The following is a 25,213-nucleotide window of genomic DNA, read 5'->3' as shown; positions in this document are numbered from 1 at the left end:
GACTCTGAGCGGGAGACTGACGGGGTGAGTTACAAGCGCGGCCTGGCCGTTGTCATTGGATGTCTGGTCGCGGCAGTGGTGTCGTATGTGGCGACCTACCCGCGCTTTCATCCCGAGCCCACCGGCGAAAACACCGCTGGCGCGCCCGCGCAGGCGAAAGCGCCTCCGGTCGATAATTCGATCACGACCACCTTTGCGCCGCTGCCCGGCCAGTCCAATCCGCTCGCGTGGGCGCATCTGAGCGATGCGCAGCACACGGCGCTCGCGCCGTTCGCCGTCGAATGGGACCGCTTCAGCGACGAGCGCAAGCGCAAATGGCTAAAGATCGCCGCCCGTTACCCGAAAATGTCGCCCGACGCCCAGAAGCGCTTGCATGAGCGCATGGCGGAATGGGTCGGCATGACGCCTGAGCAACGGCGTGTGGCGCGCGAAAACTACCAGGTTTCCAAGGAACTGCCGGCGCAGGCGCGCCAGCGCGCCTGGAAGGCTTACCAGCAACTCCCTGAAGAGCAGAAAGAACGCCTTGCCGCGAGCGAGCACAAGCGCCGGCCCACCGTCGTGAGCGCCCCGCCCAGCGGCAACAAGAGCGAGATCCGCGATATCCAGCGCCTCGTCAACGAGCGTGATCACCGCGGCCTGCCGCACGCGCCCGCAGGCGTCACCGGGGCATCGGGCGCGGCTGGCGCGAGCAGCACGGGTTCGGGTCTCGCGCCCACAGCGCCCGGCGCGCCGGGCGAGCCGGCGGTGGCTTCGTCGTTTGCGTCGGGCATTCCCGCCGCCGGGAGCTTCGTCCCCGCCACGCCCATCCCTGTCTCGCCCGCCGAAGCACCCGCGGCGTTCAAGGGCTCCTGAAGCCTCAACCCGGTGCTCGCGGCGCCCTCGCGCGCACCCTTCGCACCCTCGTTAACCCCGCCGCAGCGTTGCGGTCGTTTCGCCGCGCGCGTTTTCGAGGTTATGCTTTGGACGTCCCGTCCCCGAACCGACGCCATCGTGTCCGAAAGCGCCCAAGCCGCCGCCCTGCCGCCCGCCGCAGTCTTCGCGGTTGAACCTGCGCCCGTTTCGATTCGTCGCCGCCTCGCCGCGTTCGTCTATGAAAGCGTGCTGCTGTTCGGCGTCGTCTTCGCCGCGGGACTCGCGTTCAGCCTCGTCCTGCAGCAGCGCAATGGCTACACGCATCACAACGCGATGGCAGTCTGGATCATCTTCGTGGCCGGCACGTACTTCGTCGGCTTCTGGCACAAGGGCGGGCAGACGCTGCCGATGAAGACCTGGCGTTTGCGTGTGGTCGGCCCCGACGGCAAGCCGCCCGCGCTCGCGCGAGCGACGCTGCGCTATCTCGCCGCCTGGCTCTGGTTCCTGCCGCCGCTTGTGCTGCATCCGCTGCTCGATCTTTCGATTCCGCACACGCTTGCGCTCGTTGCCTGCTGGTTCGTGATCTGGGCCGCGAGCGCCCGCTTCTCCCACGACCGCCAGTTCCTTCACGACCGCATTGCGGGCACGCGCATTGTCGCAATCGCGCCACAAGGCGCGAAGGCGTAGCCGGCGCACGACATCCCCTATCGCGCCGGAAAAGCGGCTGCACGGGACCCCTGGGACTGCGTAACGAGACCTTCTCGTGACTGTCATGTTGCCGTCACGGCGGCATGGCGCAATGCGCGTATTACAACCTGCCGCGCGCGCCATGGCCCAAAAGACGTCAGCGACCACCCTGTTCCGGCAGACCACCGGACGAGGCACCGACTCCGCCACGTTCCACCCATCTCCCGGCGGAGCCACCTTTCCCGTCCCGCCCCTGCCGCCCTCGTCGATCGACGACGCCCCCGCCTCCGGCCCCCACGACGACGACCACCCCGATCCCACCCGCTACCGCACGATCTGGCTCTCCGATATCCATCTCGGCACGGGCGGCTGTCAGGCGTCGTATCTGCTCGACTTTCTGCGCCACAACGAGTCGGAGTATCTGTACCTCGTGGGCGACATCATCGACGGCTGGCAGTTGAAGAAGGGCTGGTACTGGCCCCAGGCGCACAACGACGTCGTGCAAAAGGTGCTGCGCAAGGCGCGCAAGGGCACCCAGGTCATCTACATCCCGGGCAACCACGACGAGAGCGCGCGCCAGTTCTGCAATCTCGCGTTCGGTGACATCCACGTGCGCGAGGAAGCCTTTCACACGACGCTCACCGGCAAGCGCCTGTGGGTCGTGCACGGCGATCTCTTCGACGGCGTGATCCAGCACGCCAAGTGGCTCGCCTATCTCGGCGACTCGGCCTACACGCTGATCCTCCTGCTCAACCGCTGGTTCAACCGCGTGCGCGCGAAGCTCGGCTTCCAGTACTGGTCGCTCTCGCAGTACCTCAAGCATCAGGTCAAGAACGCGGTGAACTTCATCTCCTCGTTCGAGCGCGTGATGACCGACGAAGCGCGCCGCCGCGGCTGCGACGGCGTGGTCTGCGGCCACATCCACAAGGCCGAGATCCGCGACATCGACGGCATCCTGTACTGCAACGACGGCGACTGGGTGGAGAGCCTGTCCGCGCTCGTCGAGACGTTCGAGGGCGAGTTGCGCATCGTCTACTGGACCGTGAAGCGCGCGCCGGAAGCGCAGGTCTCCACGCGCAAGGCGCGTGTGAGCGCCGCCTGAGTATCGACTGATACCGTTACGCAGCAGCCATAACCGCACTACCGAACGACGAGAGGGCCGACGACCGATGAAAGTAATGATCGTGACCGATGCATGGGAGCCGCAGGTCAACGGCGTAGTTCGAACCCTGAAGAACACGACGCGCGAACTCATCGCGCTCGGCCATCAGGTCGAACTGCTTACGCCGCTGGAGTTCCGCACGATACCGTGCCCCACCTACCCGGAAATCAAGCTCTCGCTGTTTCCGAAGCGGCATCTGCACGAACGCATCAGCGCATTCGGGCCCGATGCAATCCACATCGCGACCGAAGGTCCGCTCGGACTCGCCGCGCGCCGCTACGCGATCGACCACGACCTGCCGTTCACGACCGCTTATCACACGCGCTTTCCCGAGTACGTGCAGGCGCGCTTCGGCATTCCGCTCTCGGCGACGTACCGCTTCCTGCGCTGGTTCCACAAGCCTTCGCTCGCGGTGATGGCGCCCACGCCCGTCGTGAAGACCGACCTCGAGAAGTTCGGCTTCACGAACGTCGTGCTGTGGACGCGCGGCGTGGACCTCGACATCTTCCGGCCGATGGAATCGAAGGTGCTCAACACGGCGCGCCCCATCTTCCTGTATGTGGGCCGCGTGGCCGTGGAGAAGAACGTCGAGGCGTTTCTCAAGCTCGATCTGCCCGGCTCGAAATGGGTGTGCGGCGAAGGCCCGGCGCTCGCCGAACTGAAGTCGCGCTATCCCCAGGCGAATTACCTGGGTGTCCTGAGCCAGCCCGAGCTTGCGAAGGTCTACGCGGCCGCCGACGTCTTCGTGTTCCCGAGCCGCACCGACACCTTCGGTCTCGTGCTGCTCGAAGCGCTCGCATGCGGTACGCCCGTGGCCGCCTACCCGGTGACAGGCCCGATCGACGTGCTGGGCACGGGCGGCGCGGGTTCGATGAACGAAGACCTGCGCGAAGCGTGCCTCGAAGCGTTGAAGATCGACCGCGCCGAGGCGCGCGCCTGGGCCGAGCGCTTCTCGTGGCGCGCCGCCTCCGAGCAGTTCGCGGCGCATCTGAAGCCGCGCTCGCGCGCGACGATGGAGCCGTCCAGCGCCGCTGCCTGAGCGCGGGGCCGGCTATGGTGCGCGCTTCGATTGTCCGCGAGCGCGCCGGGGACACGGACGGCCCCGGCGCAACCGCGTCGCACGCGTGCGATACTGGGGTACTACCTGGCACGACCATGACGCCACGTCCTCCGTTACCGCCGCATAGCGCCCAGGGCGCACGCAGTTCCAATGCGCCAGCCAGCCAGCGTGCCGGCGGCTCTACGCGCGCCGCACGCGCCGCCGAAGCGCTCGATCCGCGCGCGAGCGCTTCCGCCGCTGCCGCATCTGGCGTTGCGCCGCCAGCCGCACCGGCATCGGCAAGCGAGCCAGCCAAGCCCACCGGGCCCGCTGCGCCACGCGCGGCCGCACCGGAACCGCCCGAGCCGCCGCATCTGCACGAACCGCTCGGCCCCGACGATCCGCTCGCCCCGCTGCCCTTCAACCCCTACAAGGGCAACCGCGGCATCACCCGGGCATGGAAAGCGCTCAAGTACTCGATCAAGGGCTTTCGCGCCGCCATCCGCGAGGAAAGCGCGTTTCGCCAGGAACTCACGCTCGCGGCCATCCTCGTGCCGATCGGCGTGTTCATTCCGGTCGAGCCCGTCGAGCGCGTACTGCTGCTCGGCTCGGTGATCCTCGTGCTGATCGTCGAGCTGCTCAATTCGAGCATCGAGAACGCGGTGGACCGCATCGGCCTCGAGCGCAACGAGCTCTCGGGCCGCGCCAAGGACCTGGGCAGCGCAGCGGTGACGCTCGCCTTGCTGCTCTGCGTCCTGACCTGGGGGCTGATTCTCGTGCCCCGTTTCGGCCCGCTGCTGTTGCACGGAATCGGCGTACTCTAGCGCCCCATGCCCCCAGTCCGCGGGGGCCTCGCCACGCTCCCCGGCATCTGACAGGCGCAAGCTGTCGGTGCGCGCGGGCCGTCGGTTTATAATCGAACGACAGTCTTATAACGACCAACCGCGTCCGGGCCGCGCGCACCGCAACATACGAGCGGGCGCCTGAGCCCGGCACTGCATTTTCAGGGCCGGACGACATGGATGCCAAACCTCCCCGCCGTACACGCGAACGGATTCTCGAGCTGTCGCTGAAGCTGTTCAACGAGATAGGCGAGCCGAACGTCACCACGACGACCATCGCCGAGGAAATGGAGATCAGTCCAGGCAACCTGTACTACCACTTCCGCAACAAAGACGACATCATCAACAGCATCTTCAGCCAGTTCGAGCAGGAGATCGAAAAGCGTCTGCGCTTCCCCGAGGACCATCGCGCCACCATCGACGAGATGTGGGCGTACCTGCAGTACATGGTCGACTTCACGTGGCGCTACCGCTTTCTCTATCGCGACCTGAACGACCTGCTCGCGCGCAACCGCACGCTGGAGATGCACTTCAAGCAGATCATCAGCCACAAGGTGCACTTCGCGAAGCAGTTCTGCGAGCAGCTCGTGGAAGACGGCGACATGGTCGCCACGCCCGCCGAGATCGACGTGATCTCGACCAATATCGGCGTGATCGCCACCTACTGGCTCTCGTACCAGTTCGTGATGAATCCGCGCAAGTACAACGACCAGGAAGCGATTCGCGACGAGCTGCACCAGGTCAGCGTGCAGATCGTCTCGCTGATGGCACCGTATCTGCGCGGCCGCGCGCGCGAGCTGTTCGACGATCTCGTCTCGGGCAAGCTCGCCAAACGCGAGTTCTACGACTACCTGCCGCCGCGCGAAGGCGCGGGCGCCGCCAAGGACAACCGCGAATAAAGGCAAAAGCCGAATGAAAGCAGTCTGCGTATATTGCGGCTCCTCGCCCGGAGCCAATCCGGTGTACACCGAAGCCGCACAGGCATTCGGCCGCGCGCTCGTCGCCTCGAACCTCGCGCTCGTCTATGGCGGCGGCAAGGTCGGCCTGATGGGCGTGATCGCCGACACCGTGATGGAGGGCGGCGGCCGCGCCATCGGCGTGATCCCCAAGCTGCTGGTGGACAAGGAAGTGGGCCATGTGGGCCTCACCGAGCTGCATGTCGTGCCCGACATGCACCACCGCAAGAAGATGATGGCCGACCTCTCCGACGCCTTCGTCGCGATGCCGGGCGGCGCGGGCACGCTCGAAGAGCTGTTCGAGGTCTATACGTGGGCGCAGCTCGGCTATCACCGCAAGCCGGTGGGCGTGCTGAACATCGGCGGCTTTTACGATCCGCTCATGGCGCTGCTCGATCACACGGTGCGCGAAGGCTTCATGCGCCAGACCTACCGCGACATGCTGCAAACCGACGGCGATCCCGTGGCGCTGATCGCCAGGCTCAAGCGTTACCACGCGCCCACGAAGGACAAGTGGGCGGATTTGCGCGAGAACGTTTGACCCGGCCGCATCGCGCCGTTCGCCCGACAATCCGCAGGCACCACGCGCAGTTACCTCCATGACGAGTACATCGCGATGAGCAAGGTTGTCCTGATCACCGGCGCGAGCCGCGGCATCGGCCGCGCGACGGCGCGTCTGCTCGGCGCATACGGCTGGACCGTGGGCGTCAACTATCTGCACAACGAACCGGCCGCCGACGAAACCGCCGCCGAAGTGGGCCGCGCGGGCGGCCACGCGCGCGTGCTGCGCGGCGACGTCGCGAGCGAGGCAGACGTCGTCGCGATGTTCGACGCGCTCGAATCGGCCTATGGCCGTATCGATGCGCTCGTGAACAACGCGGGCATCGTGGCGCCCGGCAGCCAGGTCGCCGACATGAGCGCCGAGCGTCTGAAGCGCATGTTCGACGTGAACGTGTACGGCGCGTTTTTGTGCGCACGCGAAGCGGCGCGGCGCATGTCGAAGGATCGCGGCGGCGACGGCGGCTCGATCGTCAATGTTTCTTCGGCTGCCGCGCGGCTTGGCTCGCCCAACGAATATGTGGACTATGCGTCTTCCAAAGGCGCGGTCGACACGATGACGATCGGGCTCGCCAAGGAACTTGGCCCGCAGGGCGTGCGCGTGAACGCGGTGCGCCCCGGCCTCATCGACACCGAAATCCACGCGAGCGGCGGCCGCCCCGACCGCGCGGCCGTGCTCGGCGCGCAAACGCCGCTCGGCCGGCCCGGCAGCGCCGACGAAGTCGCACAAACGATCGTGTGGTTGCTCAGCGACGCGGCCTCGTATGTCACCGGCGCCCTGCTCGACGTGAGCGGCGGACGCTGAACTCGCGCGCTGGCTTTTGCTAGAACGACGAACCCCGCTCGCGCAAAAAAGCGGCTTCTTCGTCGGTGGAATCGCGGCCCAGTTGCACGTTGCGATGCGGGTAGCGCCCAAAGCGCTCGATGATCTGCGCGTGGCGCACCGCGTAATCGTAGTAGCCCTTGCCCTCGGGATCCTTCGCCAACTCGCCGAACAGACGCAGCGATTCGCGCTGCGCTTCGGCGCTTTCGGCGTGTTCGAACGGTAGATAAGCGAAGGAGCGATGCTGCAGCGTGGGCAGGCGCAGATCCGCGCCGTTCGCCACCATCCTGCGCGCGATGCCGAGCGCCTTGTCGTCCGCGGAGAATGCACGCGGCGTGCCGCGGTGGCAGTTGCGCGAGAACTGGTCGAGCACGATCACGAGCGCGAGCGCGCCTTCGGGCGTCTCGCACCATGCGTCGAGCTCGCCTGCACACGTGGCGTCGAGCAGCGCGCCGAAGCGTTCGCGCAGCCTGGCGTCGAACGCGGCGTTCTTGCGGAACCACATCTTGCGCTCGCGGCCGAACTCCTCCGAACCCGGCGCGCCGAACCAGAAGTCGAGCACCTCGCGCGCACGCGCGTCGAGCGTCATGACGCCAGTTCCAGCACGAGACGCCGCGTGCGCGCGCTCTTCTTCTCGAGCTTCGCCACCCGCAGCGCGCCGATCTCCTGCGTATTGCGCACATGCGTGCCGCCGCAGGGCTGCAAATCGACGTTATCGATACGCAACAGCCGCACACGGCCCAGGCCCATCGGCGGCTTCACGCTCATCGTGCGCACGAGTTCGGGGCGTTGTGCCATTTCCTCGTCGGTGATCCATTCGGTCGCCACCGCGTGCGCGCCCGACACGAGTTCGGCGAGCCGCGCCTCCACCATCTCGCGCTCGATCGGCTCGACGGTCGCGAAATCGAGGCGCGCATAGTCGGTCGTGATGCTGCAGCCGTCCACGGGATATGGCAGGACCGCGCACATCAGATGGCTCGCCGTATGCAATCGCATGTGCCGGTGACGGCGCGCCCAGTCGATCTCGGCGCGCACGCGCTCGCCCGCGCTGAGACGCGCGAGCAGCGCCTGCTGGCCGGGCTTGGGAACATGGAGCGCGTCGTCGGGCGTCGCGCCTTCGAACTTCGCCTTGCGCGTGTCGGCGATCTCGATGCGCGTACCGTCGGCGAGCACCAGCGCGCCGGCGTCGCCGGCCTGGCCGCCGCCGAGCGGATAGAACACGGTCTGGTCGAGTCGCACGCCGTCCTCGCCAACGGCAAGCACGGTCGCTTCGCACTGCGTGAGATAGGCGTCTTCGCGAAAGAGCGCGCGGGTGGTCGTCATCGTGGGTGTCTCCTTGTTTTGCGTACGGCGAGCCGCTCAAAGCCGGACGCCCGCCAAAGGGCCATTATGGCCGCGAGGCGAAACGCCCCGCCGGACGGCCGCGATGCGTGAGCGCCTGACTGTACCGGCGCAGGGACCGGCACAATCGGGCCCCGTCAATCAGCCCGGATGATTGCGCATCCAGTCGGCGGTATCGAAGAACGAGTGCAGCAGGCGCTCGCGCAACGGTTCCGCCAGGCCCACGTCTTCCATCGCCCAGGCCATGCAGCGCAGCCACTGGTCGCGCTCGGACGAGGCGATCGCGAACGGCAAATGGCGCGCGCGCAGGCGCGGATGGCCGAAGCGTTCGATGTAGTGGTCCGGGCCGCCAAGCCAGCCGCAGAGAAACCAGAACAGCTTGTCGCGCGAACCGTCGAGCGTTTGCGGATGCATCGCGCGGATGCCCGCGAAATCGGCCTCGAGGTCCATCAGGTCATAGAAGCGGTCGACAAGTTCGCGCACGCGCGCCTCGCCGCCGACGAGTTCGAAGGCCGTGGGTTTCTGCGGCGCTTCGTCGGCTGGATCGGTCATACGGTTGAATCGGGAAAAAAGAGGGACGGCAGCGCACTGCCGTAGATCGTTGATTTTCGCACAGCGGCGCGTGGCGGGCGGCGGCGGGTTGCTGCACTACGCGTCGCGCAGCGACTGCAGCGCCGGCCGCGCGAGCACGTGCCGCAAGCTGATCCACCCGCCCACGCCCGCGCACACCACCCCTGCGGCGATGCCCGCAGGCAAAAGCCACGGATCGAACGGAAGATAGAAGAGAAACACGTGCGTGGCGAGCACCGAGCCCACCGCCTGCGCGCCGATTGCCGCCATGAGCCCCGCGAGCGCACCCACGGAAACGAATTCGGCCACCTGCACCGCGCGCACCTGGTGGTGCGATGCCCCCAGCGCGCGCAGCAGCGCCGACTCGCGCATGCGCTCGTCGCGCGTGCCCGCGAGCGCCGCGTAGAGCACCAGCACGCCGGCGGCGAGCGTGAAGAGAAAGAGGAACTGCACCGCGCCGATCACCTGCTCCAGCACACGCTCGATCTGCGCGAGAATCGGCGCGATGTCGATCGCGGTGACGTTGGGATAGCGGGCCACGAGACCGTCCACGACCTGGCGCTGCCCGGGCGGCAGGTGAAAGCTCGTGATGTACGTCGCCGGAAAATCGCGCAGCAGTTCGGGCGGCATCAGCACGAAGAAGTTGACCTTGAACGAGCCCCAGTCGAGCTTGCGCACGCTCGTCACGGGCGCCGTGACTTCCAGGCCCGTCACGTCGAACTTGAGCACGTCGCCGGGCTTCACGTTGATGAGCTTCGCGAGTCCCTGCTCGATCGATAGCTGCGGCGTGGCCGCGTCGCCATACCAGGTGCCGGCCTCGATGCGATTGTCGTCGGGCAGCTTCGTCGTGTACGAGAGATTGAACTCACGATCGACGAGCCGGCGCGCGTCCTCGCTCTTGTACGAGTCGGGATTCACGGGCTTGCCGTTGATCGAGATGAGGCGCCCGCGCACCATCGGCTGGAGATCGCTGTCGGCAGCCCCGGCAATGCCATGCGAGCGCAGCCAGGCGGCCACGGCGTCGCGCTGATCGGGCTGGATGTCGATGAGGAATTCGTTGGGCGCGTCGGGCGGCGTGGACTTGCGCCAGCCTTCGACGAGGTCGTTGCGCGTCATCGCGATCAGCAACAGGCACATCAGGCCGATGGCGAGCGCCGTGATTTGCAGCGCGCTAGCGCCCGGACGCCGTTCGAGCGACGCCAGGGCATAGCGCCAACCCACGCCCGCGCGCGCCTGCCCGGAGAGGCGTCCGCTGCGCGCCACGCGCGCCGCGCACCAGAGCGCCGCGCGCGCCACGCCGGCGAACACGAGCAGCCCGATCGCGAAACCGCCCGCGACGATGCCGCCCAGCTTCAACTCCCCCGCCGCGATCACGAGCAGCCCCGCGAACAGCGCAATGCCGACGCCATAGGCCGCCCACGCGGCGCGTCCTTCGTCGCCCCACTCGCGGCGCAGCACGCGCACCGGCGGCACGCGCGTGAGCGGCAGGAGCGGCGGCAGCGCGAAGCCCAGCAGCAGCACGAGGCCCGCGGCGATGCCTTCGAGCACGGGCAACGGCCCGGGCTGCGGCAGCACGACGTCGATGAGATTACCGAGCCACGCCAGCAGCGCGAGATGACCCGCGTAGCCGAGCGCCACGCCCGCTGCGCCGCCCACGAGTCCGAGCCCCGCGAACTCCAGCACGAACAGCGTGCGCAACGTGCGCTGGCTCGCGCCGAGGCAGCGCATCGCGGCGCAGGCGTCGAGATGGCGGCGCGTGTAGCGATGCGCGGCCATGGCGATCGCCACCGCCGCGAGCAGCGCTGTCAGGAGCGAAACCAGCGTGAGGAAGTGGCGCGCGCGGTCGAGCGTCTGGCGCACCTGAGGCTGGCCGTCCTGGAGCGATTCGAGCGCGACGCCGCGCATCTTGCCGCCATCCACGCGCGCACGCGCCCAGGACGCGAACTGCGCGACGGCCGGATCGGCGCCCGCCACGAGCAGGCGGTAGGTCACGCGGCTGCCATAGCCGAGCAGTCCGGTCGACGCGACTTCGTCGGCGCGCATCATGAGCCGCGGCGAGAAGTTCACGAACGAAAAGCCGCGGTCGAGTTCTTTCGTGATGAGCGCGTTGACGGTGAAGGTGCGTGTGCCGACCTTCACCGTGTCGCCGACATGGAGCTTGAGCGCGTCGAGCAGTTCGTCGTCCACCCAGACGGTGCCGGGCGGGGGAATGCCTTGCGCCGCGTGATCGGGTGCACCCGGCGCCGCGGCGATGCGCAGCGCGCCGCGCAACGGATAGTCCGCCGAGACGGCCTTGACGGCAGCAAGACGAGTGGCCGTGGCGACCGGGGCGGCGGAAGCGCCCGCCGCTGCCGCGGCCTGTGGCGTCCCCGAACTCACCATGCTCGGGAAGATCGCCGTGGTCGCCGTGCGCAGCGACAGCGACTGCGCCTCGCGCGCGAACATGGGATCGACGGGGTGATCGGCGCGCACGATGAAATCGGCGGCGATCATGCGCCGGGCATCGCGCTCAAGGCCGCGCTGCAGTCGATCGGCGAGAAAACCGACGCTGGCGAGCGCCGCCACGGCCAGCACGAGCGCGAACAGCAGCATGGTGAGTTCGCCCGCGCGCCAGTCGCGCGCCGTCATGCGCGCGGCAAGATGCACGAGATCGGACCAGCCTGGTGTGGTGCGCACGGCCACCGGCGCACGCGGGCCGCCAGGACCGGCCGGGCCACCAGCCGCGCCCGGCGGCTCAGCCTGCACGAAGCCCGGGCCGCCTTCGCTGCGCGGAGGTCTGGCGTTGGAGGAAGAAGGCGCGCCGCCGCTCAATCGTGACGACCTCGCAGCGAAAGCCGCGAAACCATGTGCGTCGCCATGCCGCGAAAACCGCCCTGCACGCCGCGCCACAGGCGCGGCAGCGCCCAGGCCGCGAGCACGAGGAACGCCACGAGCATGACGAGGAAGAGCACAGGCACGAAGAGCGCGAGCAGCACGCCGACGAAGGTCATACCGTCTTCGGCGCTCGATGTGACGACGTTCGAGACCGGCTCAGGCGACAGATTGATCAACGCGCGCGTGCCCGCCTTGGCGAGATGCGCCGTGCCCGCGAGCGTGCCGCCCGCAAGCGCCGCGACGGTCAACAGCGCCGGATCGGCATGGCCGAGCGCACCGGCTGCGAGCACGGCCCCGGCCGGAATACGGATGAAGGTGTGCACCGCGTCCCAGAGCGAGTCGAACGCGGGAATCTTGTCGGCGAGGAATTCGAGCACCGTAAGCGCGGCGGCGATGCCGATCACCCACGGCGAAGCGAGCGCGGCAAGCGTGTCGGGCAGATGGATCAGGCCAAGACGTTGCAAGACGCCGGCCATCAGCACCGTGAGATAGAGACGCAGGCCGCTGCCCCAAGACAGGCCCGCTGCTAGCGAAAGTGGTTCCAGCATGGCTTGCCTCCTCGCGCGGGCGGCCGGGGCGCCGGCGCTCCACGCGCAAAGCGGGAGAGCAGGCGCTGTGCGCACACGCTCGCCGCTCATGCGGCGCGGAGGGTTATCGGGTTATGACCGTTCCATTATAGCCACGCTCGCTGCGGTGCCGCAGCGGTGTTGCGCGGCCGCGGCACAGGTCCGCATCGAGGTATGCGCAGCGAATTTAATCAGGCGGCCGAAGAAAGCTTGAGTCCGATGAGGCCGAGCACGATCAGCGCGGCGCTTGCCACGCGCGCGGCGCTCACTGCCTCGCCCATCATGACGATGCCGAACACGAACGCGCCGACCGCGCCAATGCCCGTCCACACCGCATAGGCGGTGCCGAGCGGCAGCTGACGCATGGCCATGGCGAGCAGGACGAAGCTGCCCAGGGCAGTGACCACGGTGAACACCGAGGGCCAGAGCCGCGTGAATCCTTCGGAAGATTTGAGACCGGCGGCCCACGCCACTTCGAGCAGGCCGGCGACGAGAAGAAGAAACCAGGACATGGGGAACGCTCCATTTGAAAAATGGGGCCGTCCCCGATGACGTCAGAATCCGTAAGGCCGTCCTTACAGAGCTGTAATGATAGCACCGACGCAGTGCAGGCTCGCAGTGCAGCCCTACTGCACGCCGACCAGCCGATACCCCACGCCTGTCTCCGTAATGATGTGCTCCGGCTGCGCGGGATCGCGCTCCAATTTCTGCCGCAGATGCGCCATGTAGATGCGCAGGTAATGGCTGCTCTCCACGTGCGACGGCCCCCAGACCTCGCGCAGCAGTTGCCGGTGCGTAAGCACGCGCCCCGCATCGCGCACGAGCGTGGCGAGCAGGCGGTACTCGATCGGCGTGAGATGCACGGGCGCGCCTTCGCGCGTGACCTGGCGCAAGCCCAGATCGACGTTCACGGCGCCGAAGCTCACCTGCGGCACCTCGTTCGCCCCGCCTCGGTTGCGCCGCCGTAGCTGCGCGCGAATGCGCGCGAGCAGTTCGGACACGCCGAAGGGCTTCGTCAGGTAGTCGTCGGCGCCGGCGTCGAGCGCGGCCACCTTCTCGCTTTCCTGGGTGCGCGCCGACAGAACGATCACGGGCAGATCGCTCCAGCCGCGCAGTTCGCGGATCACGTCGAGGCCGTCGGTGTCGGGCAGGCCCAGGTCGACGATCACGAGGTCGGGCTTGCGCGTGGCGGCCTCGACGAGGCCCTGCTTGCCGGTCTCGGCGTCGTGCACGACGATGCCTTCGCCCTCCAGGGTTGCGCGCACGAATCGGCGAATCTGTTTTTCGTCTTCGATGAGAACGACGGCGATGCTCGGGTCACTCATTTGCGGGTTTGGGATCGACGTTTTCTTGAGGGGCGGGCATCCGTGCGACGGATTCGCCTCTGACAGGTTCGGCGGCGCTCGCATGTTCTGCATCGCCGGCGGGCTCGAGCGGCTCAAGCGGCTCGAGCGCTTCGTGTGCCTCCGGCGCATCGGTCACATCGGCGGGCAGCGGCGGCGGCGACTCCACGGGCAGCGCGAACCAGAACGTCGCGCCTTCCACATGGCCGTCGGCGGCAACGCGATTGGCTGCGCCGATTGTACCCCCGTGCGCCTCCACGATCGCGCGGCAGATGGCGAGTCCGAGCCCGATGCCGGGCTTGGCCGACTCCTTCTCGCCGCGCGTGAACTTCTCGAACACGCGCTCGCCCATGCCGGGCGGCAGGCCCGGCCCATTGTCCTCGATCGAGACGCGCACGAACGGCTGGCCGCCCTCCTCCACGCGCCGCGCCGCGATGGTGAGCGGCGTGTCGGCGGGCGTGTACTTGGCGGCGTTCTCCAGCAGGTTCGAGAAGAGCCGCTCCATCAGCACGGCGTCGAGCTGAAGCAGCGGCAAGCCTTCTTCCAGCCTCACCTGCACGGGGTGGCGCGCGAGCACGCGGCGGCAAGCGGCGAGCGCGGCGCCCACGGTTTCCTCGAGCAGCGTCCACTGACGATTGAGATTGAGGCTGCCCGCCTGCAGCCGGGCCATGTCGAGCAGGTTCGTGACGATGCCCGTCATGCGCAGCGCCTCGTCGTGAATCGCCTCGATCAGCTCGCCCGAGCGCGAGTCTTGCGCATCCTCGGGCTCGTGCGTTTGCGCGAGCATCGACGAGAAGCCGACGATCGCCGTGAGCGGCGTGCGCAGGTCGTGCGAGATGGCCGAGAGCAGCGAGTTGCGCAGCCGCTCCGACTCCATGTTGACGAGCGCGTCGCGCGCGATGTCCACGTAGTGCACGCGCTCGAGCGCAAGCGCGATCTGCGCGGCGAACGCGTCGAGCATGCGCTGCTGCTCGGGCACCTGCAGCTCGCGCACGTCGCGCGTCACGACGGCGAGCACGCCGCGCGTGCGCATCGGCGCCTTGAGCGGCAGGTAGCGCGCCACAGCCGCCGGCAGCGTGTCGGTGCCGTTGCCCGCGGGCTTTTGCTGGTCGTACACCCACTGCCCCACGTCGATGTCGAGGTTTTCGGCGTCGAGCATGATCTTCGGATCGGGCTCCTCGATCTTCTGCTGCACCTTGTCGGCGCTATCGGGCAGCAGCAGCGCCACCCGCGCGCCGAACACCTCGCTCACGTGGCGGCTGCCGATCGCCACGATCTGCTCCGTGGTCAGCGCCGCGGCCAGCTCGCGCGCCATCGCGTACATCGCGCCGGTGCGCTGTTCGCGCCGCTGCGCGACGCTCGCCTCGCGGCGCAGGCTCGACGTGAGATGGCTGATGACGAGCGAAGTGAGCAGCATGCCGACGAAGGTCAGCAGATATTGCGTATCGGAGACCGAGAACGACATGCGCGGCGGCACGAAGAAAAAGTCGTACGCCGCGACGCTTGCAAACGAGAGCATCACGCCCGGTCCGCGCCCGAGCTTCGTCGCCGCGAAGATCACGCCGAGCAGATACAGCATCACGAGGTTCGCGAGATCGATGCGGTCGATCAGCTGGTTCGCGACGAGCGTCACGCACGCGCAGATCACGAGCGCCGCCCCGTAGGCGCGCGGCGGCGAGCGCTCGGCGCCGCCCGCCGCAAGCGCATCGCGCCAGGCGTTGGCGGCGCGCGTCGCGGCGCTGGCCGCCCCCCCGGGCTCGCTGCCCCCACGCACGGCTTCGCCCGCGCTCGCGCGCACGAGCGTGAGATCGACGTCGCCGGCTTTTTCGGCAAGGCGCTCGCCGAACGGGCGCTTCACCCAGCGTGACAAGCCCGTGCGCAGCGACCCGCCCGCCACGAGCTTCGATACGTTGCGCAACCGCGCGTAGCCGACCAGCGTGGTCGCGGCGTCCTCGCCCGCGAGCGTCGCCGTTTCGGCGCCGAGTTCGGAGGCGAGCTTGAGCGCGCCGAGCGTGCGCTCGCGTACGGCGTCGGGCAGACGCTGGAGCTTCGGCGTCTCCACGTACACGGCGATCCAGTCGGCCTTCAGGCTCGCGGCGAGTCGCGCGGCTGCGCGCACCAGCGCGTTCGCCTCGGGCCCCGGTCCCACGCAGACGACGAGGCGCTCGCGCGCCTGCCACACGTGCTGGATCGAGCGATCGGCACGATACTCGCGCATCTGCGCGTCCACGCGGTCGGCGGTGCGGCGCAGCGCAAGCTCGCGCAGCGCGATCAGATTGCCCTTGCGAAAGAAGTTGCGCACCGCGCGTTCGGCCTGCGCCGGCATGTAGACCTTGCCGTCGCGCATGCGGTCGAGCAGTTCTTCGGCGGGCAGGTCGACGAGCGTGACTTCGTCGGCGCGGTCGAACACGCGGTCGGGCACGGTCTCCCAGACGCGAATGCCCGTGATCTGCCCCACCACGTCGTTGAGACTTTCGAGGTGCTGCACATTGACGGTCGTGTAGACGTCGATGCCCGCGTCGAGCAGTTCGTAGACGTCCTGCCAGCGCTTCATGTGGCGCGCGCCGGCCACGTTCGAGTGCGCCAGCTCGTCGACGAGCACGAGCTGCGGCTTGCGTTCGAGCGCAGCGTCGAGATCGAACTCTTCCAGCAGCCGCCCGCGGTAGGCGATACGCTGACGCGGCATCACGTCGAGGCCGGCGGTGAGCGCGGCGGTCTCGCTGCGCCCATGCGTCTCGACGATGCCGACCACCACGTCCACGCCTTCCTCGGCGCGCCGGCGGGCGGCCTGCAGCATCGCATAGGTCTTGCCGACGCCAGCTGACGCGCCGAAGAAAATCTTCAGCTTGCCGCGGCGGCGTTTTTCTTCGTCGCGCTGCAGCCGGTCGAGCAGTTCGTCGGGATCGGGGCGGTTCATGCGGAAGTCGGGATGAAATTCACGGAGGTTGCACCTGTGGCACGAATGATCGTCTCACCGTGGCACGGAAATGGCAAACCGCACGCGCGACGCGCGAGGCGTCGAGCGTGCGGCGCGGCTCAACGTTCCCGCTCAGCTAACCTCTTTGCCGTCGAGCGCAAGGTTGAGCTCGAGCACGTTCACACGCGGCTCGCCAAAGACGCCGAACTGGCGGCCCCTCGTAAAGCGGTCCACGAGCGCCTGCACGTCGTTCGCACTCATATGGCGCGCCTGCGCCACGCGCGCCACCTGGTAGGCGGCCGCGGCCGGCGAGATCTCCGGATCGAGCCCGCTGCCCGAGGACGTCACGAGGTCGGCCGGAATGGGCTGCGAGACATCGGTGCCCGCGGCCTTGAGGGCGGCGATGCGGCCTTTGATCTCGTCGGCGAGCGCCGGGTTGGTCGGCCCGAGGTTCGAGGCGCCCGAGCCCGCCGGGTTGTACGGCATCGGCGACGTGGCCGACAGACGGCCCCAGAAGTACTGGGGCGCGTCGAACTGCTGGCCGATGAGCGCGCTGCCCACCACCTTGCCGTCGACTTCGACCAGACTGCCGTTGGCCTGGTGATGGAACGCGGCCTGGCCGAACGCGGTCATCACGGCCGGATACACGAGGCCGGTGATGACCGTCAGCACGGCGAAGATCACGATCAGAGGACGAAACTGCGATTTCATTTTGGTTTCCTATGTATCTATCCGTGGGCGTCTGCCTGCGCGGCTCAGACCCAGCCGAACGCGGCGAGCACCATGTCGATGAGCTTGATGCACGGGAACGGCAGGAGAATGCCGCCGAGGCCGTAGACCAGCAGATTGCGGCGCAGCAGCGTCGCGGCGCCGAGCGGCCGGTACTTCACGCCCTTGAGCGCGAGCGGAATCAGCATCACGATGATGAGCGCGTTGAAGATCACCGCCGAGAGGATCGCCGACGACGGCGACGTCAGATGCATCACGTCGAGCACGCGCAGTTGCGGATACGTCGAAGCGAACGCCGCCGGAATGATCGCGAAGTACTTCGCGACGTCGTTGGCGATCGAGAACGTCGTGAGCGAGCCGCGCGTCATGAGCATCTGCTTGCCGATCTCGACGATCTCGATGAGCTTGGTCGGGTTCGAATCGAGGTCGACCATGTTGCCCGCTTCCTTCGCGGCCTGGGTGCCCGTGTTCATCGCCACGGCCACGTCGGCCTGCGCGAGCGCCGGGGCGTCGTTGGTGCCGTCGCCCGTCATCGCCACGAGCTTGCCTTGCGCCTGATGTTCGCGGATCGTCGCGAGCTTGGTTTCAGGCGTGGCCTGCGCGAGGAAGTCGTCCACGCCCGCTTCGGCGGCGATCGCGGCGGCGGTCAGGCGGTTGTCGCCCGTCACCATCACGGTCTTGATGCCCATCTTGCGCAGCTCGGCGAAGCGCTCCTTGATACCGCCCTTCACGACGTCCTTCAGCTCGATCACACCGAGCACGCGCGCGGCGCCGTCATGCATTTCGGCCACCACGAGCGGCGTGCTGCCGCGGCGGGCCACATCGTCCACGGCGTTGTCGACTTCGCCGGGGAAACGGCCGCCATGCGCCTGAACATAGTTCTTCACGGCGTCGGCGGCGCCCTTGCGGATCTCGCGGCCGGGCATGTCCACACCGCTCATGCGCGTCTGGGCGCTGAAAGCGAGGAACGCGGCGTGCAGCGAATGCATGTCGCGCTGGCGAATGTTGAAGCGCTGCTTCGCGAGCACGACGATGCTGCGGCCTTCCGGCGTTTCGTCGGCGAGCGACGAGAGCTGTGCGGCGTCGGCGAGCACTTCTTCGGTCACGCCGGGCGCCGGCAGGAACATCGATGCCTGACGATTGCCGAGCGTGATCGTGCCGGTCTTGTCGAGCAGCAGCACGTCCACGTCGCCGGCAGCTTCCACCGCACGGCCCGAAGTCGCGATCACGTTGGCCTGCATCATGCGGCTCATGCCGGCCACGCCGATCGCCGAAAGCAGACCGCCGATGGTCGTCGGAATCAGACAGACGAGCAGCGCCACGAGCGCCGTGATCGTGACCACGTGGCCCATCTTCGCGGCCTCGACCGAGAACATCGAGAACGGCAGCAGCGTCGCGGTGGCGAGCAGCAGCACGATGCTCAGCGCGACGAGCAGGATCGTGAGCGCGATTTCGTTCGGCGTCTTCTGGCGCTTCGCGCCTTCGACCATCGCGATCATGCGATCGAGGAACGCTTCGCCCGGGTTCGCCGTGACGCGCACGACGATCCAGTCGGAGAGCACGCGCGTGCCGCCCGTCACGGAGGAAAAGTCGCCGCCCGACTCGCGGATCACCGGCGCCGATTCGCCCGTGATGGCCGATTCGTCCACCGATGCCACGCCTTCGATCACTTCGCCGTCGGCCGGGATCGTGTCGCCGGTCTCGACGAGCACCACGTCGCCGCGGCGCAGATCGGACGCCGTCATGATGCGGATCGGAGCCTTCGGATGCGGCTCGTTGAGCTTCTTGGCCATGACGTCTTTCTTGGCCTGGCGAAGCGACGCCGCCTGCGCCTTCGAGCGTCCTTCGGCGAGCGCTTCCGCGAAGTTCGCGAACAGCACCGTGAACCACAGCCAGAGCGCGACCGCGAGGATGAAACCCGCGGGCGCTTCGGCCTGGCCCACGAGCGCCGCGATCCAGAGGATCGTCGTGAGCACGCTGCCCACGTAGACGCAGAACATCACCGGGTTGCGCAACTGCGTGCGCGGATTGAGTTTTCTGAACGAGTCCACGATGGCCGGGCGCACCAGCGCCGGATCGAACATGGACCGAGTTGCACTATGCTGATTCATTTTCGTTTCGCTCATGTTGCGAAGGCCCCCGTTCAATGCACGCCCATCATGATCAGATGCTCGACGCCGGGACCGAGGGCGAGCGCGGGCACATAGGTGAGCGCACCGACCAGCAGCACCGTGCCGAGCAACAGCACGACGAAGAGCGGGCCATGCGTGGGCAGCGTGCCGCCCGTCACAGCAATGCGCTTCTTGCTCGCGAGCGAACCCGCGATGGCGAGCACCGGAATGATGGTGCCGAAGCGGCCGAACCACATGGCAATGGCGAGCAGCCAGTTATAGAACGGCGTGTTCACGGTCAGGCCTGCGAACGCGCTGCCGTTGTTGTTGGCGGCCGAGCTGAACGCGTACAGGATCTCGGAGAAGCCATGCGCACCCGGATTGGCGATACCGGCCTTGCCCGCGTCGGAGAGCACGGCGATCGAGGTGCCGAGCAGCACGAGCAGCGGCGTGAGCAGCACGACGATCGAGACCATCTTCATCTCGAACGACTCGATCTTCTTGCCGACATATTCCGGCGTGCGGCCGATCATGAGCCCCGCCACGAACACCGCGAGCAGCGCGAACACGAGCATGCCGTAGAGACCCGAACCGACACCGCCGAAGATCACCTCGCCGAGCTGGATGAAGAGCAGCGGAACGAGACCGCCAAGCGGCGTGAGGGAGTCGTGCGCCGCGTTCACGGCGCCGCACGAAGCCGCCGTGGTCGCGACCACGAAGATGCCCGTTTGCGCGATGCCGAAGCGCGTTTCCTTGCCTTCCATGTTGCCGCCGGCTTGCAGCGCGCTGGCGTGCTGGTCGACGTTGAGCGTCGTGAACATCGGATTGCCCGACTGCTCGGCGGACAGCACGCCGCCCACGGCCACGGCGAACGCCACTGTCATCACCGCGAGCACCGCGACGCCCTGCCTGCGATCGCCCACCATATTGCCGAAGACGAGGCACAGCGCGGCCGGAATGATCAGGATCGCCAACATTTCGATGACGTTCGAGGCCGGCGTGGGGTTCTCGTACGGATGCGCCGAGTTCGCGTTGAAGAAGCCGCCGCCGTTGGTGCCGAGCATCTTGATCGCGACCTGCGAGGCGACCGGACCCATGGCGAGCGTCTGCGACGTGACCTTCGTGTCCACCGTCTCGGGATTGCCCTTCGCGTCCTTCACCGGGTTGCCCTGGGCGTCGAGCTTCGGCGCGGCGTAGGTCGTGGTTTGCAGCACCGGCACGTCCTGATACGCCTTGAAGTTCTGGATCATGCCCTGGCTCATCAGGAGCCCAGCAATGATCGCCGACATCGGCACGAGGATGTAGAGCGTCGTGCGCGTGAGGTCGACCCAGAAGTTGCCGATGGTCTGTACCGAGTGGCGTGCAAAGCCGCGGATCAGCGCGATCACGACCACGATGCCCGTCGCCGCCGACAGGAAGTTCTGCACGGTGAGGCCGAGCATCTGCGTGAGATAGCTCACCGTTTGCTCGGGCGTGTAGTCCTGCCAGTTGGTGTTGGTGACGAAACTCACGGCCGTGTTGAACGCGCCGTCCATCGTCATCGCGCCGAACTGCTGCGGATTGCCGGGCAGCCAGCCCTGAATGCGCAGCAGCACATAGAGAAAGCCCACGCCGAGCACGTTGAACGAGATGGTGGCGAGCGCATAGCGCTTCCAGTTCATCTCGGCCTGCGGATCGACGCCGGCGATGCGATAGAGGAAGTTTTCGAGCGGCGCAAAGAGCCGCACGACGCGCGAGCGCCCGTCGAGAACGCGCGTCATGTAGCCCGATACAGGCACCGCGAGCGCGAGCAGAATGACGAGGAAAATCCCCGCCTGGAGCAGATTGTTGGCGTTCATTCGATATCCTCCGCGCGCAGCAGCGCATGGACGAGATAAACGAACAGCAACAGCGTTGCCGCCCCCGATAGCCAGAAGATCCAGGTCATGGGCGCACCCCCTTCGCACCTTGATCGCGGCGGTACTGCATGAGCTTCTCGCAGCCCGCGACCAAGGCGTATGTGAGCGCGGCGAAAACCACCAGCCCCCCGATATACAGCACATCCATTGTCGTGTTCTCCATTCGCGGATGACGGATGGCTGAAAGTTACCCGCTGCGGCATTAAATCCGGATCAAAGGTCTTGGCGCTCGTATAAAAAGCGCGTAAACGCGGGCGCGATCACGGGCCGGGGCACAAAGAAAAAAGGCGCGCAACGGTGGCGTTGCGCGCCTTTTGGGGCTCCATGGCGGAGCAAAGCAATGTAAAGGTCGAATCAATGCGCCGGCGCCGGAGCATGTCCCATGCGGCGCAGCAGTGCATCAATGGTCATGTCACGGAATCAGCACGGTCGAACCGGTAGTCTTGCGCGCTTCGAGACCGGCGTGGGCCTGCCCGACGTCCTTGAGCGCGTAGCGCTGGTTGATCGACGTCTTGACCTTGCCCGAGGACACCACGTCGAACAGTTCGGCGGCCATCGCCTCGTAGTCGGCGCGCTTCGCGATATACGTGAAGAGCGTCGGGCGCGTGAAGAAGAGCGAGCCGCGCCCGGCGAACTCCGACGAATCGAGCGGCGGCAGCGGCCCCGATGCATTGCCGAAGCTCACGAACATGCCGAGCGGCGCAAGACAGTCGAGCGACTTCGTGTAGGTGTCCTTGCCGATCGAGTCGTACACCACGGGCACACCCGCACCGTTCGTGATCTCACGCACGCGCGCCGTGAAGTCCTCGCGCGTGTAGACGATCGGATGATCGCAGCCGTGCGCCTTCGCAATCGCGGCCTTCTCGTCCGAGCCCACGGTGCCGATCACGGTCGCGCCCAGCGCCTTCGCCCACTGGCACACGAGCAGGCCCACGCCGCCCGCCGCAGCCTGGATGAGGATGGTGTCGCCAGCCTTCACGCGATACGTGCGACGCAGCAGGTATTGCGCGGTGAGGCCCTGCAGCATGATCGAGGCCGCCGCTTCGTCGCTGATCGCGTCGGGCAGCTTGATCACCTGGTCGGCACGCAGCACGCGCTCCTGTGCATAGGCACCCGGCGGACGCGCGACGTAAGCCACGCGATCGCCCACTTTCAGCGCGCTCACGCCACTGCCCACCGCCGTCACCTCGCCGGCCGCTTCCATGCCGAGGCCTGCCGGCAGCGGCTGCGGGTACAGCCCGGTGCGGAAATACACGTCGATGTAATTGAGGCCGCAGGCGGTCTGGCGCAAGCGCACCTCGCCCTCGCCCGGCTCGCCCACGTCGACATCGACCCACTTCATCACTTCGGGGCCACCGGTCTTGTCGTATCGGATTGCCTTGGTCATCACGTCTCCTTGGTGTTGTCCTGGCGGGTTTCCTGAAATCGGGCTTCGCGGCGCGCGTCAGACCGCGTTCTTCTGGCGCAGCGTGAGCACGTCGAGCAGCATGCGCGCCGTCGAGATGTTGGTTGCGCACGGCACGTCGTGCACGTCGCATGCGCGCACGAGCGCGTTGATGTCGGGTTCGTGCGGCTGCGGGGTCATCGGGTCGCGCAGGAAGATCACGATGTCGACGTTGCCTTCCGCGAGCCGCGCACCGATCTGCAGGTCGCCGCCGTGCGGGCCCGAGAGCATGCGCTCGACGTTCACGCCCGTCGCGGCCTCGATGCGCGAGCCGGTCGTGCCGGTCGCGACGATCTCGCAGTGACGCAGCGTATCGACGTATTCGGTCGCCAGTTTGACGATGTCATCCTTCTTGTGGTCGTGCGCGATCAGTGCGACGCGGGTTGGCATGGCGTAACTCTCCTTGACGTGTGGTTTGCGTGCGTAATTGTCGTGATGCGTGTCGTGATGCGGCGCCAACGGCGCCGCTGCTGCCTAACGCTGACTCGATATCAGTAGGTGCCCGGATAAGCCCCGCCGTCGATCAGCCAGTTCTGCCCGGTGATATAGCCCGCGTGCACGCTGCACAGGAACGCACAGGCGCGGCCGAATTCCTCGGGCGTGCCGAAACGTCCGGCCGGAATCGCCTTCATGCGGCGCGCTCGCGCTTCCTCTTCCGAAATCTGGCTCGCCTTCGCCTGCGCGACGATGGTGGCCTGGATGCGGTCGGTGTCGAACGCGCCCGGCAGCAGGTTGTTGATCGTGACGCCCGTGGCCGCGACCTGGCGCGCCACGCCCGCGACGAAGCCCGTCAGGCCCGAGCGCGCGCCGTTCGAGAGGCCGAGCACGTCGATCGGGGCCTTCACCGACGAGCTCGTGATGTTGACGATGCGCCCGAACCCGCGCGCGATCATGGCGTCGATGGTCGACTGGATCAGCGCGATCGGCGTGAGCATGTTCGCTTCGAGCGCCGCGATCCACGCCTCGTGGGTGTACTTGCGGAAGTCGCCCGGCGGCGGCCCGCCCGCGTTGTTCACCAGGATATCCGGCGACGGACACGCCGCGAGCGCGGCGGCGCGGCCCGCTTCGGTCGTGATGTCGCAGGCCACCGCCTTGACGTCCACGCCCGTGCTCTTGCGGATCTGCGCGGCGGTTTCTTCCAGCGTCTGCGCGGTGCGCGCGACGATCGTCACGTTGACGCCTTCGGCGGCGAGCGCCTCGGCACAGCCGCGCCCAAGTCCCTTGCTGGCCGCGCACACCAGCGCGTTGCGTCCTGCGATGCCCATGTCCATCGTTTTCGTGTCCTTTTGCGTGGATGACCGTCCTGTGACAGGGCGGATACGGCCAAGCCTTGCTCCGTCCCGCCCTGCGACCTTTTTGGGATTCTAGAAGAATCGGGCGCGACGCGTGGAAGGCCGATGGCAGGCCGATGGCGCGCGGCCCGGCAACCCGTGAGCGATGTCGCGTCGCAACGCGCCAAGCGCGCGCCGGTGCGCGCATGCTTACCGTATACTTGCGCCTGTAGCGCGGCCCGGCGCCCTCGCAAGCCTTGAGCGCTTGCCGCGCGGCGGCCCGTGCTCGCCGCCACCGCGCAACCCGGGCGTGCGCTTCGGGCTCGCGCGGCAACGGCACGACCGATTCCCCGATTCCCTTGCAGCCTCGTGCGCCCCGCCATGAAACAGGACAGCCGTTTCCCGAATCTCTTCATCCTCGATCACCCGCTGATCCAGCACAAGCTCACGCATATGCGCGACAAGGACACGTCCACGCGCACGTTCCGCGAGCTGCTGCGCGAGATCACGCTCCTGATGGGCTATGAAATCACGCGCGACCTGCCGGTCGCGCCGCGCCGCGTGAAGACACCGCTCGTCGAAATCGATGCGCCGGTGATCGCGGGCAAGAAGCTCGCCATCGTGCCGGTGCTGCGCGCGGGCGTGGGCATGTCCGACGGCCTGCTCGAGCTGGTGCCCTCTGCGCGCGTCGGCCATATCGGCGTGTACCGCGCCGACGACCATCGCCCGGTCGAGTACCTCGTGCGCCTGCCCGACCTCGAAGACCGCACCTTCATCCTCTGCGATCCGATGGTCGCGACGGGCTACTCGGCGGCGCACGCCATCGACGTGCTCAAGCGCCGCGGCGTGTCCGGCGAGCGCATCCTGTTCCTCGCGCTGGTGGCCGCGCCCGAGGGCGTCGACGTGTTCCAGAAGGCCCACCCGGACGTGAAGCTCTACGTGGCGTCGCTCGATTCGCATCTGAACGAGCACGCCTACATCATCCCGGGCCTGGGTGACGCCGGCGACCGGCTCTTCGGCACGAAAAACTAACAGCTGCGCCAAGCTTGCTCAGGGGCGGTCGGCGAAAACCGGCCGCCCTCTCCCCCTACCCCGCCTTGGCCGGGCGCACCCGATCCCGCCCCCTTAGCACCCTCTGCGGCCGGCGTAACCGGCAATCGTCTGGCGTTACGTTACGTAGGCAGGCGAAGCCGGACGGTCCCGGCGTGATAAAATTCAGATCCACCTGAA

General features: G+C 67.5%; 25 protein-coding genes. 9 read left to right on the top strand and 16 right to left on the bottom strand.

The genetic code is table 11. The features are described 5' to 3' along the window. The first annotated feature begins 24 nt into the window (after positions 1 to 24). The 8 genes from AB3X99_RS11975 to AB3X99_RS11940 all read left to right on the top strand — a co-directional run bounded on the left by AB3X99_RS11975 (position 25) and on the right by AB3X99_RS11940 (position 6,901). On the top strand, positions 25 to 852 hold the full coding sequence (locus AB3X99_RS11975; RefSeq protein ID WP_069265290.1) for a DUF3106 domain-containing protein: 828 nt from the start codon (positions 25 to 27) through the stop codon (positions 850 to 852). Between the two features lie 165 nt (positions 853 to 1,017). Then, entirely contained in the window at positions 1,018 to 1,539 is a 522-nt protein-coding gene (locus AB3X99_RS11970; RefSeq protein ID WP_256094758.1) for an RDD family protein, read from the top strand. Between the two features lie 142 nt (positions 1,540 to 1,681). Further along, positions 1,682 to 2,641, top strand: coding sequence for a UDP-2,3-diacylglucosamine diphosphatase (locus AB3X99_RS11965; RefSeq protein ID WP_342947953.1), 960 nt, complete (start codon positions 1,682 to 1,684; stop codon positions 2,639 to 2,641). A 67-nt stretch (positions 2,642 to 2,708) separates the two neighbouring features. Next, positions 2,709 to 3,740 (top strand): glycosyltransferase family 1 protein, encoded by a 1,032-nt coding sequence (locus AB3X99_RS11960; protein WP_069265293.1) that lies wholly within the window; start codon positions 2,709 to 2,711, stop codon positions 3,738 to 3,740. Positions 3,741 to 3,856: 116 nt separating this feature from the next. Beyond that, a complete protein-coding gene (locus tag AB3X99_RS11955) occupies positions 3,857 to 4,564 on the top strand; it encodes a diacylglycerol kinase (RefSeq protein ID WP_083245294.1) in 708 nt (235 codons plus the stop codon). A gap of 194 nt (positions 4,565 to 4,758) precedes the next feature. Further along, positions 4,759 to 5,481 carry a TetR/AcrR family transcriptional regulator gene (locus AB3X99_RS11950; protein ID WP_069265294.1) on the top strand — a complete coding sequence of 241 codons (723 nt, stop codon included), beginning with the start codon at positions 4,759 to 4,761 and terminating at the stop codon, positions 5,479 to 5,481. A 13-nt stretch (positions 5,482 to 5,494) separates the two neighbouring features. Then, complete coding sequence (locus tag AB3X99_RS11945; protein WP_368617021.1) at positions 5,495 to 6,079, top strand: TIGR00730 family Rossman fold protein; 585 nt, start codon at positions 5,495 to 5,497, stop codon at positions 6,077 to 6,079. Positions 6,080 to 6,154: 75 nt separating this feature from the next. Continuing rightward, positions 6,155 to 6,901 carry an SDR family oxidoreductase gene (locus tag AB3X99_RS11940; protein WP_368617020.1) on the top strand — a complete coding sequence of 249 codons (747 nt, stop codon included), beginning with the start codon at positions 6,155 to 6,157 and terminating at the stop codon, positions 6,899 to 6,901. Positions 6,902 to 6,920: 19 nt separating this feature from the next. Here AB3X99_RS11940 and AB3X99_RS11935 read toward each other — a convergent pair whose 3' ends face one another. The 16 genes from AB3X99_RS11935 to AB3X99_RS11860 form a co-directional block, all read right to left on the bottom strand. Further along, on the bottom strand, positions 6,921 to 7,508 hold the full coding sequence (locus tag AB3X99_RS11935) for a DUF924 family protein (RefSeq protein ID WP_368617019.1): 588 nt from the start codon (positions 7,506 to 7,508) through the stop codon (positions 6,921 to 6,923). After that, on the bottom strand, positions 7,505 to 8,242 hold the full coding sequence (locus AB3X99_RS11930; protein ID WP_368617018.1) for an alanyl-tRNA editing protein: 738 nt from the start codon (positions 8,240 to 8,242) through the stop codon (positions 7,505 to 7,507). Before AB3X99_RS11930 ends, AB3X99_RS11935 begins: the two co-directional genes overlap by 4 nt. A gap of 159 nt (positions 8,243 to 8,401) precedes the next feature. Then, complete coding sequence (locus AB3X99_RS11925) at positions 8,402 to 8,812, bottom strand: group II truncated hemoglobin (RefSeq protein WP_069265299.1); 411 nt, start codon at positions 8,810 to 8,812, stop codon at positions 8,402 to 8,404. Positions 8,813 to 8,908: 96 nt separating this feature from the next. Continuing rightward, positions 8,909 to 11,458 carry an ABC transporter permease gene (locus tag AB3X99_RS11920; RefSeq protein WP_368617052.1) on the bottom strand — a complete coding sequence of 850 codons (2,550 nt, stop codon included), beginning with the start codon at positions 11,456 to 11,458 and terminating at the stop codon, positions 8,909 to 8,911. Between the two features lie 179 nt (positions 11,459 to 11,637). Next, positions 11,638 to 12,252 (bottom strand): DUF4126 domain-containing protein, encoded by a 615-nt coding sequence (locus AB3X99_RS11915; protein WP_069265300.1) that lies wholly within the window; start codon positions 12,250 to 12,252, stop codon positions 11,638 to 11,640. Positions 12,253 to 12,461: 209 nt separating this feature from the next. Further along, entirely contained in the window at positions 12,462 to 12,782 is a 321-nt protein-coding gene (sugE, locus tag AB3X99_RS11910) for a quaternary ammonium compound efflux SMR transporter SugE (RefSeq protein ID WP_028205705.1), read from the bottom strand. A 114-nt stretch (positions 12,783 to 12,896) separates the two neighbouring features. Beyond that, positions 12,897 to 13,595 carry a two-component system response regulator KdpE gene (gene kdpE / locus AB3X99_RS11905; protein ID WP_069265302.1) on the bottom strand — a complete coding sequence of 233 codons (699 nt, stop codon included), beginning with the start codon at positions 13,593 to 13,595 and terminating at the stop codon, positions 12,897 to 12,899. Further along, positions 13,588 to 16,530: a DUF4118 domain-containing protein gene (locus AB3X99_RS11900; RefSeq protein ID WP_368617017.1), complete on the bottom strand. Its 2,943-nt coding sequence runs from the start codon at positions 16,528 to 16,530 to the stop codon at positions 13,588 to 13,590. Before AB3X99_RS11900 ends, kdpE begins: the two co-directional genes overlap by 8 nt. 132 nt (positions 16,531 to 16,662) lie before the next feature. Then, complete coding sequence (gene kdpC, locus AB3X99_RS11895) at positions 16,663 to 17,241, bottom strand: potassium-transporting ATPase subunit KdpC (protein ID WP_368617016.1); 579 nt, start codon at positions 17,239 to 17,241, stop codon at positions 16,663 to 16,665. A gap of 44 nt (positions 17,242 to 17,285) precedes the next feature. Beyond that, positions 17,286 to 19,370, bottom strand: a complete 2,085-nt coding sequence (gene kdpB, locus AB3X99_RS11890) for a potassium-transporting ATPase subunit KdpB (protein WP_069265493.1) — start codon at positions 19,368 to 19,370, stop codon at positions 17,286 to 17,288. A gap of 32 nt (positions 19,371 to 19,402) precedes the next feature. Further along, entirely contained in the window at positions 19,403 to 21,208 is a 1,806-nt protein-coding gene (kdpA, locus tag AB3X99_RS11885) for a potassium-transporting ATPase subunit KdpA (protein WP_368617015.1), read from the bottom strand. Further along, a complete protein-coding gene (kdpF, locus tag AB3X99_RS11880) occupies positions 21,205 to 21,297 on the bottom strand; it encodes a K(+)-transporting ATPase subunit F (RefSeq protein ID WP_027819619.1) in 93 nt (30 codons plus the stop codon). Before kdpF ends, kdpA begins: the two co-directional genes overlap by 4 nt. Continuing rightward, positions 21,294 to 21,416 (bottom strand): potassium ABC transporter ATPase, encoded by a 123-nt coding sequence (locus tag AB3X99_RS11875; RefSeq protein ID WP_368617014.1) that lies wholly within the window; start codon positions 21,414 to 21,416, stop codon positions 21,294 to 21,296. The genes kdpF and AB3X99_RS11875 overlap by 4 nt, the downstream gene beginning before the upstream one ends. 264 nt (positions 21,417 to 21,680) lie before the next feature. Beyond that, positions 21,681 to 22,655 (bottom strand): quinone oxidoreductase, encoded by a 975-nt coding sequence (locus AB3X99_RS11870; RefSeq protein WP_342947942.1) that lies wholly within the window; start codon positions 22,653 to 22,655, stop codon positions 21,681 to 21,683. Between the two features lie 57 nt (positions 22,656 to 22,712). Next, the gene (locus AB3X99_RS11865; RefSeq protein ID WP_069265494.1) at positions 22,713 to 23,102 is read right to left on the bottom strand and encodes a methylglyoxal synthase; all 390 of its coding nucleotides are present in this window, start codon (positions 23,100 to 23,102) and stop codon (positions 22,713 to 22,715) included. A gap of 101 nt (positions 23,103 to 23,203) precedes the next feature. Next, positions 23,204 to 23,983, bottom strand: a complete 780-nt coding sequence (locus AB3X99_RS11860) for an SDR family oxidoreductase (protein WP_069265307.1) — start codon at positions 23,981 to 23,983, stop codon at positions 23,204 to 23,206. A gap of 381 nt (positions 23,984 to 24,364) precedes the next feature. Between AB3X99_RS11860 and upp the strand changes: the two genes are divergently transcribed. Continuing rightward, positions 24,365 to 25,015 carry a uracil phosphoribosyltransferase gene (upp, locus tag AB3X99_RS11855; protein WP_069265308.1) on the top strand — a complete coding sequence of 217 codons (651 nt, stop codon included), beginning with the start codon at positions 24,365 to 24,367 and terminating at the stop codon, positions 25,013 to 25,015. The last annotated feature ends 198 nt before the right edge of the window (positions 25,016 to 25,213 follow it).

This window comes from Paraburkholderia sp. BR10882 (assembly GCF_040948855.1).
Taxonomy (GTDB): domain Bacteria; phylum Pseudomonadota; class Gammaproteobacteria; order Burkholderiales; family Burkholderiaceae; genus Paraburkholderia; species Paraburkholderia nodosa_A.
This window is presented reverse-complemented; position numbering and strand designations above follow the sequence as displayed.

Excerpts from the sequence above, each read along its gene's own strand:
- AB3X99_RS11945 (WP_368617021.1), top strand. The coding sequence starts at position 5,495 with ATGAAAGCAGTCTGCGTATATTGCGGCTCCTCGCCCGGAGCCAATCCG.
- kdpC (WP_368617016.1), bottom strand. The coding sequence starts at position 17,241 with ATGAAATCGCAGTTTCGTCCTCTGATCGTGATCTTCGCCGTGCTGACG.
- kdpB (WP_069265493.1), bottom strand. The coding sequence starts at position 19,370 with ATGAATCAGCATAGTGCAACTCGGTCCATGTTCGATCCGGCGCTGGTG.
- AB3X99_RS11870 (WP_342947942.1), bottom strand. The coding sequence starts at position 22,655 with ATGACCAAGGCAATCCGATACGACAAGACCGGTGGCCCCGAAGTGATG.
- AB3X99_RS11875 (WP_368617014.1), bottom strand. The coding sequence starts at position 21,416 with ATGGATGTGCTGTATATCGGGGGGCTGGTGGTTTTCGCCGCGCTCACA.
- AB3X99_RS11930 (WP_368617018.1), bottom strand. The coding sequence starts at position 8,242 with ATGACGACCACCCGCGCGCTCTTTCGCGAAGACGCCTATCTCACGCAG.
- upp (WP_069265308.1), top strand. The coding sequence starts at position 24,365 with ATGAAACAGGACAGCCGTTTCCCGAATCTCTTCATCCTCGATCACCCG.
- AB3X99_RS11950 (WP_069265294.1), top strand. The coding sequence starts at position 4,759 with ATGGATGCCAAACCTCCCCGCCGTACACGCGAACGGATTCTCGAGCTG.
- kdpF (WP_027819619.1), bottom strand. The coding sequence starts at position 21,297 with ATGACCTGGATCTTCTGGCTATCGGGGGCGGCAACGCTGTTGCTGTTC.
- AB3X99_RS11920 (WP_368617052.1), bottom strand. The coding sequence starts at position 11,458 with ATGACGGCGCGCGACTGGCGCGCGGGCGAACTCACCATGCTGCTGTTC.
- kdpE (WP_069265302.1), bottom strand. The coding sequence starts at position 13,595 with ATGAGTGACCCGAGCATCGCCGTCGTTCTCATCGAAGACGAAAAACAG.
- kdpA (WP_368617015.1), bottom strand. The coding sequence starts at position 21,208 with ATGAACGCCAACAATCTGCTCCAGGCGGGGATTTTCCTCGTCATTCTG.
- AB3X99_RS11865 (WP_069265494.1), bottom strand. The coding sequence starts at position 23,102 with ATGCCAACCCGCGTCGCACTGATCGCGCACGACCACAAGAAGGATGAC.
- AB3X99_RS11925 (WP_069265299.1), bottom strand. The coding sequence starts at position 8,812 with ATGACCGATCCAGCCGACGAAGCGCCGCAGAAACCCACGGCCTTCGAA.
- AB3X99_RS11955 (WP_083245294.1), top strand. The coding sequence starts at position 3,857 with ATGACGCCACGTCCTCCGTTACCGCCGCATAGCGCCCAGGGCGCACGC.
- AB3X99_RS11965 (WP_342947953.1), top strand. The coding sequence starts at position 1,682 with ATGGCCCAAAAGACGTCAGCGACCACCCTGTTCCGGCAGACCACCGGA.
- AB3X99_RS11860 (WP_069265307.1), bottom strand. The coding sequence starts at position 23,983 with ATGGACATGGGCATCGCAGGACGCAACGCGCTGGTGTGCGCGGCCAGC.
- sugE (WP_028205705.1), bottom strand. The coding sequence starts at position 12,782 with ATGTCCTGGTTTCTTCTTCTCGTCGCCGGCCTGCTCGAAGTGGCGTGG.
- AB3X99_RS11935 (WP_368617019.1), bottom strand. The coding sequence starts at position 7,508 with ATGACGCTCGACGCGCGTGCGCGCGAGGTGCTCGACTTCTGGTTCGGC.
- AB3X99_RS11915 (WP_069265300.1), bottom strand. The coding sequence starts at position 12,252 with ATGCTGGAACCACTTTCGCTAGCAGCGGGCCTGTCTTGGGGCAGCGGC.
- AB3X99_RS11960 (WP_069265293.1), top strand. The coding sequence starts at position 2,709 with ATGAAAGTAATGATCGTGACCGATGCATGGGAGCCGCAGGTCAACGGC.
- AB3X99_RS11940 (WP_368617020.1), top strand. The coding sequence starts at position 6,155 with ATGAGCAAGGTTGTCCTGATCACCGGCGCGAGCCGCGGCATCGGCCGC.
- AB3X99_RS11900 (WP_368617017.1), bottom strand. The coding sequence starts at position 16,530 with ATGAACCGCCCCGATCCCGACGAACTGCTCGACCGGCTGCAGCGCGAC.